Raw genomic sequence first — 15,697 nt, 5'->3', positions numbered from 1 at the left:
GCGGGGGACCGTGGCGCCGCGGGGCGGGGCGGTGTCCGATTCCCGGAACTCCCAGGCCGCCAGGCGCACGCCGTCGGCCCCTGTCACATCGAAGCGCTGTACCACCGCAGATGCACCCCCTTCGCTTCCGGCCAGACTATCGAACCCGCATTCGAAAGCGGCCTTCTCGCCACCAACACCGCTCTTTCGAGTGACCTTGCTCAAGGATTGGCCGCCGCTGCCGAGGGGAGATCTTCATCGGGGAGGCGGGCCGCTCGGGGAAGACGGTCCGAGGGGAAGACCCTGAGAGCTCGGGGCTCCGGGTCACCTGGGGGAGGACCGGTCCCGGCGCCGCAAGGCGCCGGGACCATCACTACCCACAAATGCGGCGGCTCAGCGCTTCGCCACGAAAACGTGCGAGGCGATCTCGGCCTCCAGCTCGGCGGCCTCGCCGCCACTGCCGACCAGCACCCCACCGGGCGACTCGGTCACGCTGACCACCGAACCGGGCTGTACGCCCGCCCGGCGCAGCGTGTACATCAGCTGGGCGTCGGTCTGGATCGGCTCGCCGATCCGGCGCACGACCACCGTCTTGCCCTCGGTGCCCGGGTCCAGCTCCGACAGGCTCACCATGCTGTCGTCGAGGAACGGGTCGGCCTCCGCCTTCTCCCCCAGCTCCTCCAGGCCCGGGATCGGGTTGCCGTACGGCGACTCGGTCGGGTGGCGCAGCAGCTCCAGCACGCGCCGCTCCACGGCCTCGCTCATCACGTGCTCCCAGCGGCAGGCCTCGGCGTGCACCTGCTCCCACTCCAGCCCGATCACGTCGACGAGCAGGCACTCCGCGAGGCGGTGCTTGCGCATCACGCGGGTGGCGAGGCGGCGTCCCTCCTCGGTCAGCTCCAGGTGCCGGTCGCTGGCGACGGCCACCAGGCCGTCACGCTCCATGCGGGCGACCGTCTGGCTCACCGTCGGGCCGCTCTGGTCGAGCCGCTCGGCGATCCGGGCGCGCATGGGGACCACACCTTCCTCCTCCAGCTCAAGGATGGTGCGGAGATACATCTCCGTGGTGTCGATCAGTCCGGACATTCGTGCCCCTTGGATTTTTCGTGCGCTGGCCCTGCCCCAATTCTGACGCATCGGACCGACAACCGTCCCGTGCCCGAGCGGGGCGGACCGCCCGTCCACGGATTGACGCCCGTATTGACAGGCCCTTGGTACAGACCGCACGGTGAGCGGCGGACACGGACGCACCCGATCACTGGAAGGGCCCTCGGCGCATGAGCGAGAGCAAGCTGGCCGGTCAGTTCTTCGACGCCGCCATCGGGCTGCTGCAGCGCGTCCGGGACGAGGAGGCCGGGCCGATCGCCGAGGCCGGGACGGCCGTCGCGGACGCCGTGGCCGACGGGCACCGGCTGTTCGCCTTCGGTGCCGGGCACTCCTCGCTGCCCGCGCAGGACGTGGTCTACCGGGCCGGCGGCCTGGCCCTGATGAACTTCCTGGCCGTGCCCGGCACCGCCGGGGTCGACGTCATGCCGGCCACCCTCGGCAGCGCGCTGGAGCGGGTGGACGGGCTGGCCGGGGCGGTCCTGGACAGCAGTCCGGCGGGTGAGGGCGACGTCCTCGTGATCATCTCGCTGTCGGGGCGGAACGCCCTTCCGGTGGAGATGGCGATGAACGCGCGGGCGCTGGGCCTGAAGGTCGTCGGGGTCACCTCGGTCGCGTACGCCGAGGAGACCCGGTCGCGGCACGTGTCCGGCACCTTCCTGAAGGACCACTGCGACATCGTGATCGACAGCAAGATCGCCGTCGGTGACGCGGAGCTGACGGCGGACGGCATCGACGCCCCGTTCGCCCCGGCCTCGACCGTGGTCACCAGCGCGATCATGCAGGCGGTGATGGCCGCGGCCGCCGGCAGCCTGGCCGCCCGCGGCCTGGAGCCCCCGCTCCTGCGCTCGGGCAACGTCGACGGCGGCCACGAGTGGAACGGCCGGGTGATGGCCGAGTACCGCGACCGGATCTTCTTCCGCCACTGAACCGCGGTCCGCGGTCAGGGCCCCGCGGTCAGGGCCCCGCGGGCCGGGAGGACAGGGACGCCAGGTCCATGTCCTCGGCCACCCGGGCCGCCACCTCCTCGGCGTAGGAGGCGTCCGCCCGGTCGAACAGGGGCCGGGAGGCGGCGCGCAGGAAGGTCAGCACGCCCAGGGTCCGACCGCGGCTGCGCAGCACCGTGCACAGGGCGTGGACGGAGTCCTCGGGCCAGTGCCGGGTCCGCGCCCAGGCCTCGGCGCTCTCGCCGCGCGGCACGCTGCTGCGCACCGGGCCGAGCCGGTCCAGGGCCTGGAACGCCGGATGCCCCGCCGGGTAGCGGACCGGGATCGCCCCGGCGCCCGGCAGGAGCGAGACCGGCCCGGCCGAGCCCGAGGGCCAGTCGGCCACCCTGACCAGGCGTTCCCCGGAGGTCGAGTCGATCAGGGCGTGGTCGGCGAACCCGGCCAGGGCGAACTCCAGCCGGACCGCGGCCGCCTCCGCCGGGTCCTCGCACTCGGCGGCGGCCCGGCCCGAGCGGTGCAGCTGGTTGGCGCGGAACCGGAGCTGGGCGGTGTCGAGCTGGAGCTGCCGGGCCTCGGTGATGTCCTGGAACAGCCAGCCCACCCCGAGCGGCACGGGCTCCTCCGCCAGCGGCGAGGCCAGCCGCAGGAACCCGCAGCGCCAGCACCGCCGCCGCGTCCCCTCGGGCGTACGGACGGAGACCCACAGCTCCACCGGGGCCGGCGGGGCCCCCTCGGCCAGCACGTGCTGCAGCGCGCCCTCCAGCTCCTCCACGCCCTGCGACAGCAGCTCCCCCAGCGGCCGCCCCAGCAGGGCGGTGCGGCCCATGCCGAAGGCGCGGGCCGCGTGGGTGTTCACCACGGCGGGCCGCAGGTCCACGTCGACGAGCACCACGCCCCAGGACGCGTCGTCCATCAGGGCCTCGCTGAGCGCGATCGACCGCTCCAGGTCGATCTGCGCGTGCACCTCGCTGAAGGCGCAGTACACGCCGGCCGGCTTGCCGTCGGCGCCGGGCACCCCCGCCGACTGGGTCCGTACCAGGACCCGCCCGCCGTCCTTGGTCAGCAGCGCGAACTCGTGCACCTGCCGCCCCGGCCCCTCCTGGGCCGCCATGAGCAGGGCCTCGACCTCCTGGGCGTCGGCCTCCCGGGCCGCCCAGCCGGCGAACCCGCGCCGCCCGACGGCCTCGGCGGCGGTCCAGCCCAGGATCCGTTCCGCCTCCCGGTTCCAGTGTGTGACCACGCCGTCGGCGTCGAACGCGCACAGGGCCGCGTCCATCCCGTCGAGCAGCGCGGCCAGCAGATCCTCGGTGGTCTCACTACGTCCGGAAGCACTCACCTGGCACCCCCTGCAGGTGTTCGCATGTGCGGCACGTCAGATCATTCAACTGGAACGTGACGCAGCCCACACCGCATTCCCCCGATTCCCCCAGAATAAATCGCTTGAGGCCTCCCGGAGGGGCTCCTAGGGTGGGCCTTACACGAGAAGGGAGGTGGTTCCGGAAATGTATGGCAACCGGACGCGTGAGGTGGCTGCGGGCTAGCGCCCGACGTCGCAGACGCACCCAGTGTGCTGTGTCGGCGCCAGGCGCCGGCCAATACCCAGCAGTCACCCGACCCGCGGGCTCGCCGGCACGTCCGGCCGGCTCCTCTTTCCTGCAGGAGAGGACCCGAGCCCGCGGGTCGTCTGCGTTCCCGGGCCCGGGCAGCTCCGTCCCGTCAGGGGCACAGGCGCTCCACGCGCCACCCCTCGCCCTCGCGCACGTAGTGCAGCCGGTCGTGCATCCGGTTCTCGTGGCCCTGCCAGAACTCGACCTCCTGCGGGACGACCCGCAGCCCGCCCCACTCCGGCGGCACCGGCACCTGCTCCCCTTCCGGATAGCGCTCGGCCAGCTCGGCGTAGCGCCGGTCCAGTTCCTCGCGCGAGGAGACCACCTGCGACTGGTCGCTGGCCCAGGCGCCGAGCTGGGAACCGTGCGGGCGGGAGCGGAAGTACGCGGCCGTCTCGTCCCGGCCGACCCGGGTGGCCGTGCCCGTCACCAGGACCTGGCGGGCGATGGTGTGCCACGGGAAGAGCAGGGCCACCTGCGGGTTCTCCGCGATCTCCCGGCCCTTGCGGGAGCCGTAGTTGGTGTAGAAGACGAAGCCGCGGTGGTCGAACTGCTTCATCAGTACGGTCCGGGAGCTGGGCCGGCCGGCCGCGGTCGCGGTCGAGACGACCATGGCGTTGGGCTCGAAGACGTGCGCGTGGGCGGCCTGCCGGAACCACAGGGCGAACTGCTCCATGGGGTCCGCGGCGAGCTGTTCCTCGCTGACGATCTCGGAGCGGTACTGCTTGCGCATGACGGCGGGGTCAAGGTCGTGGGCGGTCACCCCGCCATCCTGCCGTAGCCCCGGGCGAGGGGGTGTGCCGTATGTCACGCTTCCGCACATCAACCGGAACCGACAAAATCTTGGGGCCGGTCCGCTGGTCCCCGCACGGATGACCATCGGCCCTGCCGGGCATCAACGGGGATGACCGCGCCGGACCGCGAATCACGCCGGGAGCCGCGCGTGTTCGCACTACCTGAGGGAGCCGCCTGATGTCCGACTTCGTACCCGGACTCGAAGGGGTCGTCGCGTTCGAGACGGAGATCGCCGAACCCGACAAGGAAGGCGGAGCCCTGCGCTACCGGGGCGTCGACATCGAAGACCTCGTCGGTCACGTCTCCTTCGGGAACGTGTGGGGCCTGCTGGTCGACGGAGCGTTCAACCCCGGCCTGCCCGCCGCCGAACCCTTCCCGATCCCGGTGCACTCCGGGGACATCCGCGTGGACGTGCAGTCCGCGCTCGCCATGCTCGCCCCGGTGTGGGGTCTGAAACCGCTGCTGGACATCGACGAGTCCACCGCCCGCGACAACCTGGCGCGGGCCGCGGTGATGGCGCTGTCCTACGTCGCCCAGTCGGCACGCGGTCAGGGCCTGCCGATGGTGCCGCAGCGCGAGATCGACAAGGCCGAGTCCATCGTCGAGCGGTTCATGATCCGCTGGCGGGGCGAGCCGGACCCGGCGCACGTCAAGGCGGTCGACGCCTACTGGACCTCGGCGGCCGAGCACGGCATGAACGCCAGCACCTTCACCGCCCGGGTCATCGCCTCCACCGGCGCCGACGTCGCGGCCGCCCTGTCGGGTGCGGTCGGCGCCATGTCGGGCCCGCTGCACGGCGGGGCGCCCTCGCGCGTGCTGGGCATGATCGAGGAGATCGAGCGCACCGGTGACGCCGAGGCGTGGGTGAAGAAGGCCCTGGACCGCGGCGAGCGCCTGATGGGCTTCGGGCACCGCGTCTACCGGGCCGAGGACCCGCGCGCCCGGGTGCTGCGCCGTACGGCCAAGGAGCTGAACGCGCCGCGCTACGAGGTGGCGGCGGCCCTGGAGAAGGCGGCGCTGGCCGAGCTGCACGCGCGCCGGCCCGACCGGGTCCTCGCCACGAACGTGGAGTTCTGGGCCGCGATCATGCTGGACTTCGCGGAGGTCCCGGCGCACATGTTCACCTCGATGTTCACCTGCGCCCGGACCGCGGGCTGGTCGGCGCACATCCTGGAGCAGAAGCGCACCGGCCGCCTGGTGCGCCCCTCGGCCCGCTACGTGGGCCCGGGCAAGCGGGACCCGCGCGAGATCGAGGGCTACGCCGACATCGCCGGCTGAGCCGGCCGGACCTGCCGCGCACGACGGGCGCTGCACCCCGCGAGGGGGCGGCGCCCGTCGGCGTACGGGCGTTCAGGGCCCGAGGGCGGCCTCGACGATGCGGGACCACTGGGCGACGACCCGGGCGCGGCGGGCGGCGTCGTCGGTGAGGACGTTGGCCAGGCCCAGCCCGCGGGCCATGTCGAGCAGGCCCTGGACGGTCTCCCGGACCCCGGGCACGGACTCGTCGGCGCCGAGCAGTTCGACGGCGATGCGGTGGGTCTCGCGGCCGACCCGGGCCTCCAGTTCGGTGACCCGGGGGCGCAGCTGTTCCTCGTTGGAGGCGGCGACCCAGAGCTGGAGGGCGGCCCGGAACAGGGCCCCGGTGTAGAGGTCGACGAGGGCCTCGACCACGGCGGGGCGGGCGGCCGGTCCGGCGGTGAAGAGCTCGCGCAGGGCGGCCGAGCGTTCCTCGGCGACGTGCTCGACGGCCGCGGTGAACAGGTCCTCGCGGGTGGGGAAGTGGTACTGGGCGGCTCCCCGCGAGACCCCGGCACGTTCGGCGACGACGGCGACGGTGGAGCCGGCCCAGCCCTGTTCGGCCAGGCACGAGACGGCCGCTTCCAGCAGGTGCCGGCGGGTGACCCGGCTACGGGCCTGCTTGGGGCCGCTCCCCGGCTTGGAGCCGGTCCCCTGCGTCGGGCCGGTCACCGTGCCCATGACGGGTCCCGGCGCTCGAAGCGGGCGGTGATGCCCTCGCGGGCCTCGTCCGAGCCGAAGACCCGTGCGGACAGCTCGGTCAGGGCCGCGCCGTCCAGGGCGAGGGCCTCCCGGACCGGGGCGGTGACCAGGCGCTTGGTCTCGGCCAGGGCGTTCGGGGCGGCCTTGCGCAGGCCCGCCAGGAGGGGTGCCAGGGCCTCGTCCACGTCCTCGCCGTGCACGGTGAGCAGGCCGATCCGGACCGCCTCGGCGGCGTCGAACGGCTCGCCCGTCAGGAAGTAGCGGGCGGCCGCGCGCGGGTCGAGCCGGGGCAGCAGCGGCGCGGAGATCACCGCGGGCACCAGGCCCAGGTGGGTCTCGGTGAAGGCGTACGTGGAACCGGGCCCGGCGGCGGCCAGGTCGCAGACGCCGAGCAGGCCGAGGCCGCCGGCCCGGACATGGCCGGTGACCCGGGCGACCACGGGCCGGGGCAGGTCGGCGATCTCGCACAGCAGCGCCAGGAAATCGGCCGGGGCGCAGGGCGACTTCAGGTCCGCGCCCGCGCAGAAGGTGCTCCCGGTGTGGGTGAGCACGACCGCTCGGACCTCCGGGTCCGCCCCGGCCGCGGCCAGGGCGGCGCGCAGCTCACCGACGAGGGCGGTGGAGAGCGCGTTGCGGTTGGCCGGTGAGTCGAGCGTGAGCGTGGTGATGCCGTGCGCGTGCGCGGCGTTGACGACCGATTCCACGGCCGCTCCTCCCTTACGCATCCGGGCCGGCCGGGGCGGTGGGCGCTGCCACCGCCCCGGCGGGCGGGTTCGTCGCGGGCCCCGCTTAGTACGACTTGGGCAGGCCCAGGGTCTGGTGCGAGACGAAGTTGAGGATCATCTCGCGGCTGACGGGGGCGATCCGGGCCACCCGGGAGGCGGTGACCAGGGCTCCCAGTCCGTACTCGCGGGTGAGGCCGTTGCCCCCCAGCGTGTGGACGGCCTGGTCGACCGCCTTCACACAGGCCTCACCGGCAGCGTACTTGGCCATGTTGGCGGCCTCGCCCGCGCCCATGTCGTCGCCGCTGTCGTAGAGATGGGCGGCCTTCATCATCATCAGCCGGGCCAGTTCGAGTTCGATGTGCGCCTGGGCCAGCGGGTGGGCGACGGCCTGGTGGGCGCCGATCGGCTCCTTCCACACCGTGCGGGTGCGGGCGTAGTCCACGGCCCGGCCCAGGGCGTACCGGCCCATGCCGATGGCGAACGCGGCGGTCATGATCCGCTCGGGGTTGAGCCCGGCGAAGAGCTGGAGCAACCCCGCGTCCTCTCCCCCTGGGGGCACCTCCCGGGCCGCCAGGCCCTGGGGGGCTCCGGCGCGGGAGGTACCCCCACCGACCAGCGCCTCTGCCGGCAGCCGTACGTCGTCCAGCACCAGCTCGAACTGCTTCTCGGCAGCCTGGATCTCCATGTCGATCACCGAACGGGTGAAGCCCGGAGCGTCCCTGGGGACGATGAACAGGCACGGCTTGAGCTTTCCGGTGCGGGCGTCCTCGGTCCGGCCCACGATCAAGGTGGCGTCGGCGATGTCCACCCCGGAGATGAACACCTTGCGGCCCGACAGCAGCCAGTCGTCGCCGTCGCGGCGGGCGGTGGTGGTGATCCGGTGGGAGTTGGATCCGGCGTCGGGCTCGGTGATCCCGAAGGCCATCGTGCGGCTGCCGTCGGCCAGGCCCGGCAGCCAGGTGCGCTTCTGTTCCTCGGTGCCGAACCGGGCGATGACCGTGCCGCAGATGGCGGGCGAGACCACCAGCATCAGCAGCGGGGACCCGGCGGCGCCCAGCTCTTCGAGGACGATGGCGAGTTCGGTGATGCCGCCGCCCCCGCCGCCGTACTCCTCGGGCAGGTTGACCCCGAGGTAGCCGAGCTTGGCGGCGTCCGCCCACAGCTCGTCGGGGTGCCGGCCCTCGCGGGCGATCCGGGCGAGGTAGTCGCGGCCGTAGCGCTGCCCGAGGGCGGCGACGGCGGCGCGCAGGGCGGTGTGCTCTTCGGACGCGATGCCGGGTGTCGTGCTCATGCGTGCGGTTCCTCCTGGACGACGGCGAGCAGGGCACCGACCTCGACCTGGTGGCCGGGGGCGGCGTGGAGGGCGGTGAGCGTGCCGGAGGCGGGTGCGAGGATGCGGTGCTCCATCTTCATCGCCTCCAGCCAGAGCAGGGGCTGTCCGGCCGTGACCGGGACGCCGGGGGCCAGGCCCTCGGCCACCCGGACGACGGTGCCGGGCATGGGAGCGAGCAGGGAACCGGGTGCGGTGCGGTCCTGGGGGTCGGCGAACCGGGGCTGGAGGGTCAGGGTGTGCGTGCCGAGCGTCCGGTCCGCACCGGCGGGGTCCGGGGGCGCGTCCACGTAGACCTCGGGCTTGTTCGCATGTTGTTTCACGTGGAACACCCGCTGGACGCCGCCCTGTTCGAGGACGACCCGGTCGGCGGCCACGCTCAGGACGCGCACGCCGTCGTACCCCTCGGGCCGGGGACCCTGGCGGGTGTGCCGGTAGGCGACCTCGTACGGGGTGCCGTCGGCGGACCGGTAGGTACGGGTCTGGGGCCGGGAGGGCACGTTGCGCCAGCCGCCGAGCCGGGCCGTCAGCGGGGCGCCCGGGTCCGGGACGGTCGCGGCGAGGGCGGCGGCCAGGGCGGCGAGGGCGGTCGCGGCCCCGGCGTCCGGGGCGGGGGCGGTGAGCGCGGCCAGGTGGCGGTCGTAGAAGCCGGTGTCGGGACGGGCGGTGGCGAACTCGGGGTGCCGCAGCGAACGGACCAGCAGCTCACGGTTGGTGGTCAGGCCGTGCACCCGGGCCCGGGACAGGGCGCGGACCAGCGAGCGGACGGCCTCGGCCCGGGTGGGGGCATGGGCGACGACCTTGGCGAGCAGCGGGTCGTAGTGCACGCCCACGCTGTCCCCGGCGGCGAAACCGGTGTCCACCCGGACCTCGCCCGGGATCTCCAGGGTGTGCAGGACCCCGGTCTGCGGCCGCCAGTCCTGGGCCGGGTCCTCCGCGTACAGGCGGGCCTCGACGGCGTGACCGGAGGGCTCCGGCGGCTGCGGGGGCAGGGCCTCGCCCTCGGCGATCCGCAGCTGGAGGGCGACCAGGTCCAGGCCGAAGACGGCCTCGGTGACGGGGTGCTCGACCTGGAGGCGGGTGTTCATCTCCAGGAAGTACGGCCGGCCGTCGGCGGTGACCAGGAACTCGACGGTGCCCGCACCCCGGTAGTCCACCGCGCGGGCGGCGGCCACGGCCGCCTCGTGCAGGGTGCCGCGCAGTTCCTCGGACAGGCCGGGCGCCGGGGCCTCCTCGATCACCTTCTGGTGGCGCCGCTGGAGGGAGCAGTCGCGGGTGCCCAGGGCCCAGACGGTGCCGTGGGCGTCGGCGAGGACCTGGACCTCGACGTGCCGGCCGCGCTCCACGTAGGGCTCGGCGAAGACCTCGCCGTCACCGAAGGCGGACCGGGCCTCGGCGGCGGCGGCCGCCAGTTCGTCCTTGAGCGCCTCCAGATCCCGTACGACGCGCATCCCGCGGCCCCCGCCGCCCGCGGCGGCCTTGAGCAGCAGCGGCAGGTCGGCCTCGGTGGCGGAGAGCGGGTCCACGGGGTCGAGCAGCGGCACACCGGCGGCGCGCATCAGCTCCTTGGCGCGGGTCTTGGAGGCCATGGCCTCGATGGCCCCCGGGGGCGGACCGACCCAGACCAGGCCGGCGTCCTGGACGGCCCGGGCGAAGCCGGCGTTCTCGGAGAGGAACCCGTAGCCCGGGTGCACCGCGTCTGCGCCGGCGGCGAGGGCCGCCGCGACGACCAGGTCGCCGCGCAGATAGGTGTCGGCGGGCGCGGCCCCGGGCAGCCGGACGGCCGTGTCGGCCTCGCGGACGTGCAGGGCGGTGGCGTCCGGGTCGGAGTGCACGGCCACGGTGTCCAGGCCCAGGGTGCGGGCGGTACGCAGGACGCGGACGGCGATCTCGCCTCGGTTGGCGACGAGCAGCCGGCCGAGCGGCCGGGGCGCCGTGGGCGACGGGGCGGGGAGGAGCTGCTGGGGCAGGGGCTCGGTCATCGAGGGCTCACATCCGGAAGACGCCGAAGCCGCCACGGGCGCCCTCGACGGGGGCGTTGTGGACGGCCGACAGGCACAGGCCGAGGACGGTACGGGTGTCGCGCGGGTCGATGACGCCGTCGTCGTAGATCCGCCCGGACAGGAACATCGGCAGGGACTCGGACTCGATCTGCTGCTCGACGAAGGCCCGCATGCCGGCGTCGGCCTCCTCGTCGTACGGCTGCCCCTTCGCGGCGGCCGACTGCCGGGCGACGATGGACAGCACACCGGCGAGCTGCTGGGGGCCCATCACCGCGGACTTGGCGCTGGGCCAGGCGAACAGGAACCGGGGGTCGTAGGCCCGGCCGCACATGCCGTAGTGCCCGGCGCCGTAGGAGGCACCGATGAGCAGGGACAGGTGCGGGACCCGGGAGTTGGAGACCGCGTTGATCATCATCGAGCCGTGCTTGACGATGCCGCCCTGCTCGTACTCCTTGCCGACCATGTAGCCGGTGGTGTGGTGCAGGAAGAGCAGGGGGATGTCGCGCTGGTTGGCGAGCTGGATGAACTGGGCGGCCTTCTGGGACTCCTCGCTGAACAGCACCCCCTGGGCGTTCGCGAGGATCCCGACGGGATGGCCGTGCAGGGCGGCCCAGCCGGTGACCAGGCTGGTGCCGTAGAGCGGCTTGAACTCGTCGAAGTCGGAGGCGTCGACGATCCGGGCGATGACCTCCCGGGGGTCGAACGGGGTCCGCAGGTCCGGCGGCACGATCCCGAGGAGCTCCTCCGGGTCGTACAGCGGCTCGGGGGCCGGACCCGGATCGGGGTGGGCCCGGCGGTGGTTGAGGCGGGCCACGATGCGGCGGGCCTGCCGGATCGCGTCCTCCTCGTCCACGGCGTAGTGGTCGGCCAGGCCGGAGGTACGGGCGTGCATGTCGGCGCCGCCGAGGGACTCGTCGTCGCTCTCCTCGCCGGTGGCCATCTTCACCAGCGGCGGACCGCCGAGGAACACCTTCGACCGGCCCTTGATCATGACCGTGTGGTCGGACATCCCCGGGACGTACGCGCCTCCGGCGGTGGAGTTGCCGAAGACCACGGCGACGGTGGGGACACCGGCGGCGGACAGCCGGGTCAGATCGCGGAAGATCGCCCCGCCCGGGATGAAGATCTCCTTCTGCGAGGGCAGGTCGGCGCCGCCGGACTCGACCAGACTGATCACGGGCAGCCGGTTGGCCCGGGCGATCTCGTTGGCGCGCAGCGCCTTCTTCAGGGTCCAGGGGTTGCTGGCACCGCCGCGGACGGTGGGGTCGTTGGCGACGACCACGCACTCCACGCCCTCGACGGTCCCGATGCCGGTGACCATCGAGGCGCCGACCGGATACTCACTGCCCCAGGCCGCCAGCGGGGACAGCTCCAGGAGCGGGGTGTCGGGGTCGAGCAGCAGCTCGACCCGCTCCCGGACCAGCAGTTTGCCGCGGGCGCGGTGCCGGTCGGTGTACTTGGGGCCGCCGCCGGCCAGGGCCTTGGCGTGCTCGGCGTCGAGCGCGGCGAGGCGTTCCAGGGCGGTGGCGAGGCGGGTCACGGGCCGACCTCCGGGTCTGGGTGCGGGTGCGGGTGCGGGTGCGGCAGAAGGTGGACGGGGATGTCGAGGTGGCGGGCGCGGAGCCATTCGGCCAGGGCCTTGGCCTGGGGGTCGAAGCGATGGGCCGACGCGGCGCCGGCGCCCAGGAGGCCGGGCAGGAGGAAGTTGAGGGCCCGGAGGTGGGGCAGCTCGTGGCGCACCACGGGGAGGCCTTCCGCCTCGGGGAGCAGCTTCGTCAGCTCGGCGGGGGTGAGGGTGTCCGCCAGCCAGGCGTAGGCCTCGTCCGTCTCGACCCAGACGCCGATGTTGGCGTCGCCGCCCTTGTCGCCGCTGCGGGCGCCGGCCACCAGCCCCAGGGGGGCCGAGACGGTGTCACCGGCCGAGCCCCCGGACCGCGCCTCGCCCGCCGGCGGGGCCGTGACCGGCCCCGGCCGGGCCGCTGCGGTGCGGGCCGCTGCGGTGCGGGCCGCAGCGATGTCGGCCGCAGCCGTGCGGACCGCTGCGGTGCGGGCCGCTGCGGGGACGGCGACCCTGGTGCCGTCCGCCAGGACCAGCACGTGGGGCACGGTTCCGGCCGGGACGTAGGTGCTGGTGAAGGTGCCGTAGGGCTGGGGCGGGGCGGGTGGGGCCGTCACGTGGAAGCCCGGGTAGCTGGACAGGGCCAGTTCGACGGCGGCCGAGGTCAGGGGGCGGCCCACCCGGGACGGGTCCGGGTCGCGGACGACCAGGCGCAGGAGGGCGCTGGCCGTCTCCTCGGTCGGGGCGTCCGGATGGTCGGTGCGCGCCAGGGTCCACTCGGCGTGGGCCACGCCGTCGAGGGCCGGGGCGAGCTGCTCCCGCACCAGCGCCGCCTTGGCCTCGACGTCCAGACCGGTCAGGACGAACGTGACCTCGTTGCGGTGGCCGCCGATACGGGTGACGCCGACCTTGAGGGTGTCCGGCGGGGCCTCGCCGCGCACGCCCTCGATCCGGACCCGATCCGGCCCGTCCGGCCGGAGCCGGACCGTGTCGAGGCGGGCCGTGACGTCCGGGCCGACGTAGCGCTCGCCCTGGGTCTCGTACAGGAGCTGGGCGGTGACCGTGCCGACCGTCACCGCGCCGCCGGTCCCCGGGTGCTTGGTGATCACCGCGCTGCCGTCGGCCTCGATCTCGGCGAGCGGGAAGCCGGGGCGGCGCACGTCGTGCCGCCCGAAGAACGCGTAGTTGCCGCCCGTCGCCTGGGTCCCGCACTCCAGCACGTGCCCGGCGACCACCGCGCCCGCCAGCCGGTCGTACGCGTCGGGCCCCCAGCCGAACCACCAGGCCGCGGGGCCCGACACCAGTGCCGCGTCGGTGACGCGGCCGGTGACCACGACGTCCGCGCCGGCCCGGAGGGCCTCGGTGATGCCGGCCCCGCCGAGGTAGGCGTTGGCGGTGAGGGCGCCGTCCCCGTACGGCATCAGGTCGTCGCCCTCGACATGGGCCACGGTCACGGGCACGCCCAGCTCGGCGGCGAGCTTGCGGACCGCGGCCGCCAGGCCGGCCGGGTTGAGCCCGCCGGCGTTGGTCACCAGCCGGACCCCGCCCGCGTGGGCGAGCCCGAGGGTGTCCTCCAGCTGGCGCAGGAAGGTGCGGGCGTAGCCGAGCTCGGGGTTCTTCAGGCGGTCGCGGCCGAGGATGAGCATGGTCAGCTCGGCGAGGTAGTCGCCGGTGAGGACGTCCAGCGGGCCGCCCTCCAGCATCTCGCGCACCGCGGAGAAGCGGTCGCCGTAGAAGCCGGAGGCGTTGCCGATGCGCAGGGGCCGGGCCGGGTCCGGGGTCATCGGGCCGCTCCCGGCTCCCGGCCGGCGCCGGCCGGGCCCGCGAAGGCCTGGGCGATGTCCAGCCACCGGTCGGCGTCCGGGCCGGTCGCCACCACGGCGAGGTCGGCGCGGTGGGCGCGCTGGGTGACGAGGAGGCAGAAGTCGTGCGCGGGGCCGGTGACCCGCTGGGGGGCGTCGGCCGGCCCGTACGTCCAGACCTCGGCCGAGCCGGGCGCGGTGAGCTCCACCCGGAACTCCTCGGCGGGCGCGGGCAGGCCCCGTACGGCGAAGGCGTAGTCGCGGGCGCGTACGCCGATCCGGGCGACGTGCCGGAGGCGGTCGGTGGGCGTCCGGCGGACCTCCAGGGCGTCGGCGACGTCCTGCCCGTGCGCCCAGGTCTCCATCAGCCGGGCACTGGCCATCGACGCGGCCTTCATCGGCGGCCCGTACCAGGGGTACCGGACGTCCGGCGAGGCCGCCGCCAGGGCCGCGTCGAGTGCGTCGCGGCCGGTGCGCCAGTCCTTCAGCAGCTCGGCGGGCGGCAGCGTGGCGCCCTCGGCGGCGGCGGCGTCCACGAAGGACTCCGGGTTGCGGACGGCGGCGGCCACCATGCCGGCGAACGCGTCGGCGTCGGTGAGCGCGAGCCGGGCGGCCCGGTCGGTCCAGGCGAGGTGGGCGATCTGGTGCGCCACGGTCCAGCCGGGCGCGGGGGTCGGACGGGCCCAGTCGGCGTCCGGCAGGTCCGCCACGAGGAGGTCGAGCTCCTGGCTCTCGGCGCGCAGGTCGGCCAGGACGGGCAGTGGTGCGAGTGGTTCGGGCACGGAGGTGCTCCCCTCGGAACCCCGGGACACGACGGCGTGCGGTGGGGGTGAAGGGAAGCGTGGCAGCGCCCCGGAAAACAAGCAAGCATGCTTGCATGATTTTGTGGCGGCCCACGGCGTGATCCGGACAGGGCGGAGGAACCCGGCAACGCCGTTCGGGCAGGCGGGAGTTGGGGCCAGGACGCTCCCGGGGGACCGGGGGCGCGACTCAGGGCTGGAGGGTGTCCTGGGGGCGCTGGGAGCGGACCGCGCCCATGCTCGCCGCGATGACCAGGGCGATGGCGAGGGCGTCCGTGGCGGAGAGGGCCTGGTGCAGCACCAGGAAGCCGGCGGTCGCGGCGAGGGCCGGTTCCAGGCTCATCATGACCGCGAAGGTCGACGCGGGCAGGGTGCGCAGCGCCAGCATCTCCAGCGAGTACGGCAGGACGGACGAGAGCACCGCCACGCCGATGCCGAGCCCGAGCGTGCTCGGGACCAGCAGCGCGGAGCCGGCGTCGGCGATGCCGAAGGGCAGGGAGAGGACGGCCGCCACCGCCATCGCCAGGGCCAGCCCGTCGGCCTGCGGGAAGCGGCGGCCGGTGCGGGCACTGAAGACGATGTACGCCGCCCACATCGCGCCCGCCGCCACCGCGAAGGCGGCGCCGACCAGGTCGAGCGAGCCGAAGCCGCCGCCGATGCCGGACAGCAGGGCGACGCCGGCCAGGGCGAGGGCGGCCCACAGGAGGTTGACCAGCCGGCGCGAGGCGATCACGGACAGGGCCAGCGGGCCGAGCACCTCCAGGGTGACGGCCGCGCCGAGCGGGATGCGGTCCACGGCCTGGTAGAAGAACCCGTTCATGGCGGCCAGGGCGACACCGAAGGCGACGACCGTGCCCCAGTCGCCGCGGCCGTGGCCGCGGAGCCGGGGGCGGCAGACCAGGAGCAGGATCACCGCGGCCGCGGCGAGCCGCAGCGTGACCACGCCGGTGGCGCCCGCCTCGGGCATGATCAGGACCGCCAGGGCGGCGCCGAACTGCACCGAGACGCCGGCCGCGGTGATCCTGCTCCTGGTCTGCCGCCCCCGGCTC

12 protein-coding genes and 1 pseudogene are annotated in these 15,697 nt (G+C 74.4%); 2 read left to right on the top strand and 11 right to left on the bottom strand.

The window, feature by feature from the left end:
• Positions 1 to 372: 372 nt before the first annotated feature.
• Entirely contained in the window at positions 373 to 1,065 is a 693-nt protein-coding gene (locus EF918_RS21830) for a metal-dependent transcriptional regulator (protein ID WP_125649299.1), read from the bottom strand.
• A gap of 191 nt (positions 1,066 to 1,256) precedes the next feature.
• Here EF918_RS21830 and EF918_RS21825 point away from each other — a divergent pair, with 191 nt between their 5' ends.
• Entirely contained in the window at positions 1,257 to 2,012 is a 756-nt protein-coding gene (locus EF918_RS21825) for an SIS domain-containing protein (protein WP_125649296.1), read from the top strand.
• A gap of 28 nt (positions 2,013 to 2,040) precedes the next feature.
• Here EF918_RS21825 and EF918_RS21820 read toward each other — a convergent pair whose 3' ends face one another.
• Both EF918_RS21820 and pdxH read right to left on the bottom strand, forming a co-directional pair.
• Positions 2,041 to 3,366 (bottom strand): PAS domain-containing protein, encoded by a 1,326-nt coding sequence (locus EF918_RS21820; protein WP_125649293.1) that lies wholly within the window; start codon positions 3,364 to 3,366, stop codon positions 2,041 to 2,043.
• Between the two features lie 380 nt (positions 3,367 to 3,746).
• The gene (pdxH, locus tag EF918_RS21815; protein ID WP_260610474.1) at positions 3,747 to 4,370 is read right to left on the bottom strand and encodes a pyridoxamine 5'-phosphate oxidase; all 624 of its coding nucleotides are present in this window, start codon (positions 4,368 to 4,370) and stop codon (positions 3,747 to 3,749) included.
• Between the two features lie 239 nt (positions 4,371 to 4,609).
• On the opposite strand from pdxH, the gene EF918_RS21810 reads away from it, so the two are divergent.
• Complete coding sequence (locus EF918_RS21810) at positions 4,610 to 5,710, top strand: citrate synthase 2 (protein WP_125649288.1); 1,101 nt, start codon at positions 4,610 to 4,612, stop codon at positions 5,708 to 5,710.
• 72 nt (positions 5,711 to 5,782) lie between these two features.
• Here the strand turns inward: EF918_RS21810 and EF918_RS21805 are convergent, their stop codons facing one another.
• The 8 genes and pseudogenes from EF918_RS21805 to EF918_RS21770 all read right to left on the bottom strand — a co-directional run.
• Positions 5,783 to 6,409, bottom strand: coding sequence for a TetR/AcrR family transcriptional regulator (locus EF918_RS21805; RefSeq protein WP_125649285.1), 627 nt, complete (start codon positions 6,407 to 6,409; stop codon positions 5,783 to 5,785).
• Positions 6,397 to 7,134 (bottom strand): enoyl-CoA hydratase family protein, encoded by a 738-nt coding sequence (locus EF918_RS21800; RefSeq protein WP_260610472.1) that lies wholly within the window; start codon positions 7,132 to 7,134, stop codon positions 6,397 to 6,399. The genes EF918_RS21805 and EF918_RS21800 overlap by 13 nt, the downstream gene beginning before the upstream one ends.
• Before the next feature lie 85 nt (positions 7,135 to 7,219).
• Positions 7,220 to 8,446 carry an acyl-CoA dehydrogenase family protein gene (locus EF918_RS21795; RefSeq protein ID WP_125649279.1) on the bottom strand — a complete coding sequence of 409 codons (1,227 nt, stop codon included), beginning with the start codon at positions 8,444 to 8,446 and terminating at the stop codon, positions 7,220 to 7,222.
• The gene (locus tag EF918_RS21790; RefSeq protein WP_125649276.1) at positions 8,443 to 10,467 is read right to left on the bottom strand and encodes a biotin carboxylase N-terminal domain-containing protein; all 2,025 of its coding nucleotides are present in this window, start codon (positions 10,465 to 10,467) and stop codon (positions 8,443 to 8,445) included. The genes EF918_RS21795 and EF918_RS21790 overlap by 4 nt, the downstream gene beginning before the upstream one ends.
• A gap of 7 nt (positions 10,468 to 10,474) precedes the next feature.
• Positions 10,475 to 12,001: pseudogene (locus EF918_RS21785) on the bottom strand (acyl-CoA carboxylase subunit beta); the annotation flags it as partial.
• A gap of 23 nt (positions 12,002 to 12,024) precedes the next feature.
• Positions 12,025 to 13,830, bottom strand: coding sequence for an acyclic terpene utilization AtuA family protein (locus EF918_RS21780; protein WP_125649270.1), 1,806 nt, complete (start codon positions 13,828 to 13,830; stop codon positions 12,025 to 12,027).
• Positions 13,827 to 14,630: a TIGR03084 family metal-binding protein gene (locus EF918_RS21775; RefSeq protein ID WP_125649267.1), complete on the bottom strand. Its 804-nt coding sequence runs from the start codon at positions 14,628 to 14,630 to the stop codon at positions 13,827 to 13,829. The genes EF918_RS21780 and EF918_RS21775 overlap by 4 nt, the downstream gene beginning before the upstream one ends.
• A gap of 208 nt (positions 14,631 to 14,838) precedes the next feature.
• The coding region (locus EF918_RS21770; protein WP_125649264.1) for a DMT family transporter at positions 14,839 to 15,697 on the bottom strand (859 nt) is incomplete at its 5' end.

Origin of the sequence: Streptomyces sp. WAC06614, from assembly GCF_003949795.1 — a bacterium.
In the GTDB taxonomy this organism is placed as follows: domain Bacteria; phylum Actinomycetota; class Actinomycetes; order Streptomycetales; family Streptomycetaceae; genus Streptomyces.
This window is presented reverse-complemented; position numbering and strand designations above follow the sequence as displayed.

Excerpts from the sequence above, each read along its gene's own strand:
- EF918_RS21830 (WP_125649299.1), bottom strand. The coding sequence starts at position 1,065 with ATGTCCGGACTGATCGACACCACGGAGATGTATCTCCGCACCATCCTT.
- EF918_RS21825 (WP_125649296.1), top strand. The coding sequence starts at position 1,257 with ATGAGCGAGAGCAAGCTGGCCGGTCAGTTCTTCGACGCCGCCATCGGG.
- pdxH (WP_260610474.1), bottom strand. The coding sequence starts at position 4,370 with ATGCGCAAGCAGTACCGCTCCGAGATCGTCAGCGAGGAACAGCTCGCC.
- EF918_RS21810 (WP_125649288.1), top strand. The coding sequence starts at position 4,610 with ATGTCCGACTTCGTACCCGGACTCGAAGGGGTCGTCGCGTTCGAGACG.
- EF918_RS21805 (WP_125649285.1), bottom strand. The coding sequence starts at position 6,409 with ATGGGCACGGTGACCGGCCCGACGCAGGGGACCGGCTCCAAGCCGGGG.
- EF918_RS21795 (WP_125649279.1), bottom strand. The coding sequence starts at position 8,446 with ATGAGCACGACACCCGGCATCGCGTCCGAAGAGCACACCGCCCTGCGC.
- EF918_RS21790 (WP_125649276.1), bottom strand. The coding sequence starts at position 10,467 with ATGACCGAGCCCCTGCCCCAGCAGCTCCTCCCCGCCCCGTCGCCCACG.
- EF918_RS21780 (WP_125649270.1), bottom strand. The coding sequence starts at position 13,830 with ATGACCCCGGACCCGGCCCGGCCCCTGCGCATCGGCAACGCCTCCGGC.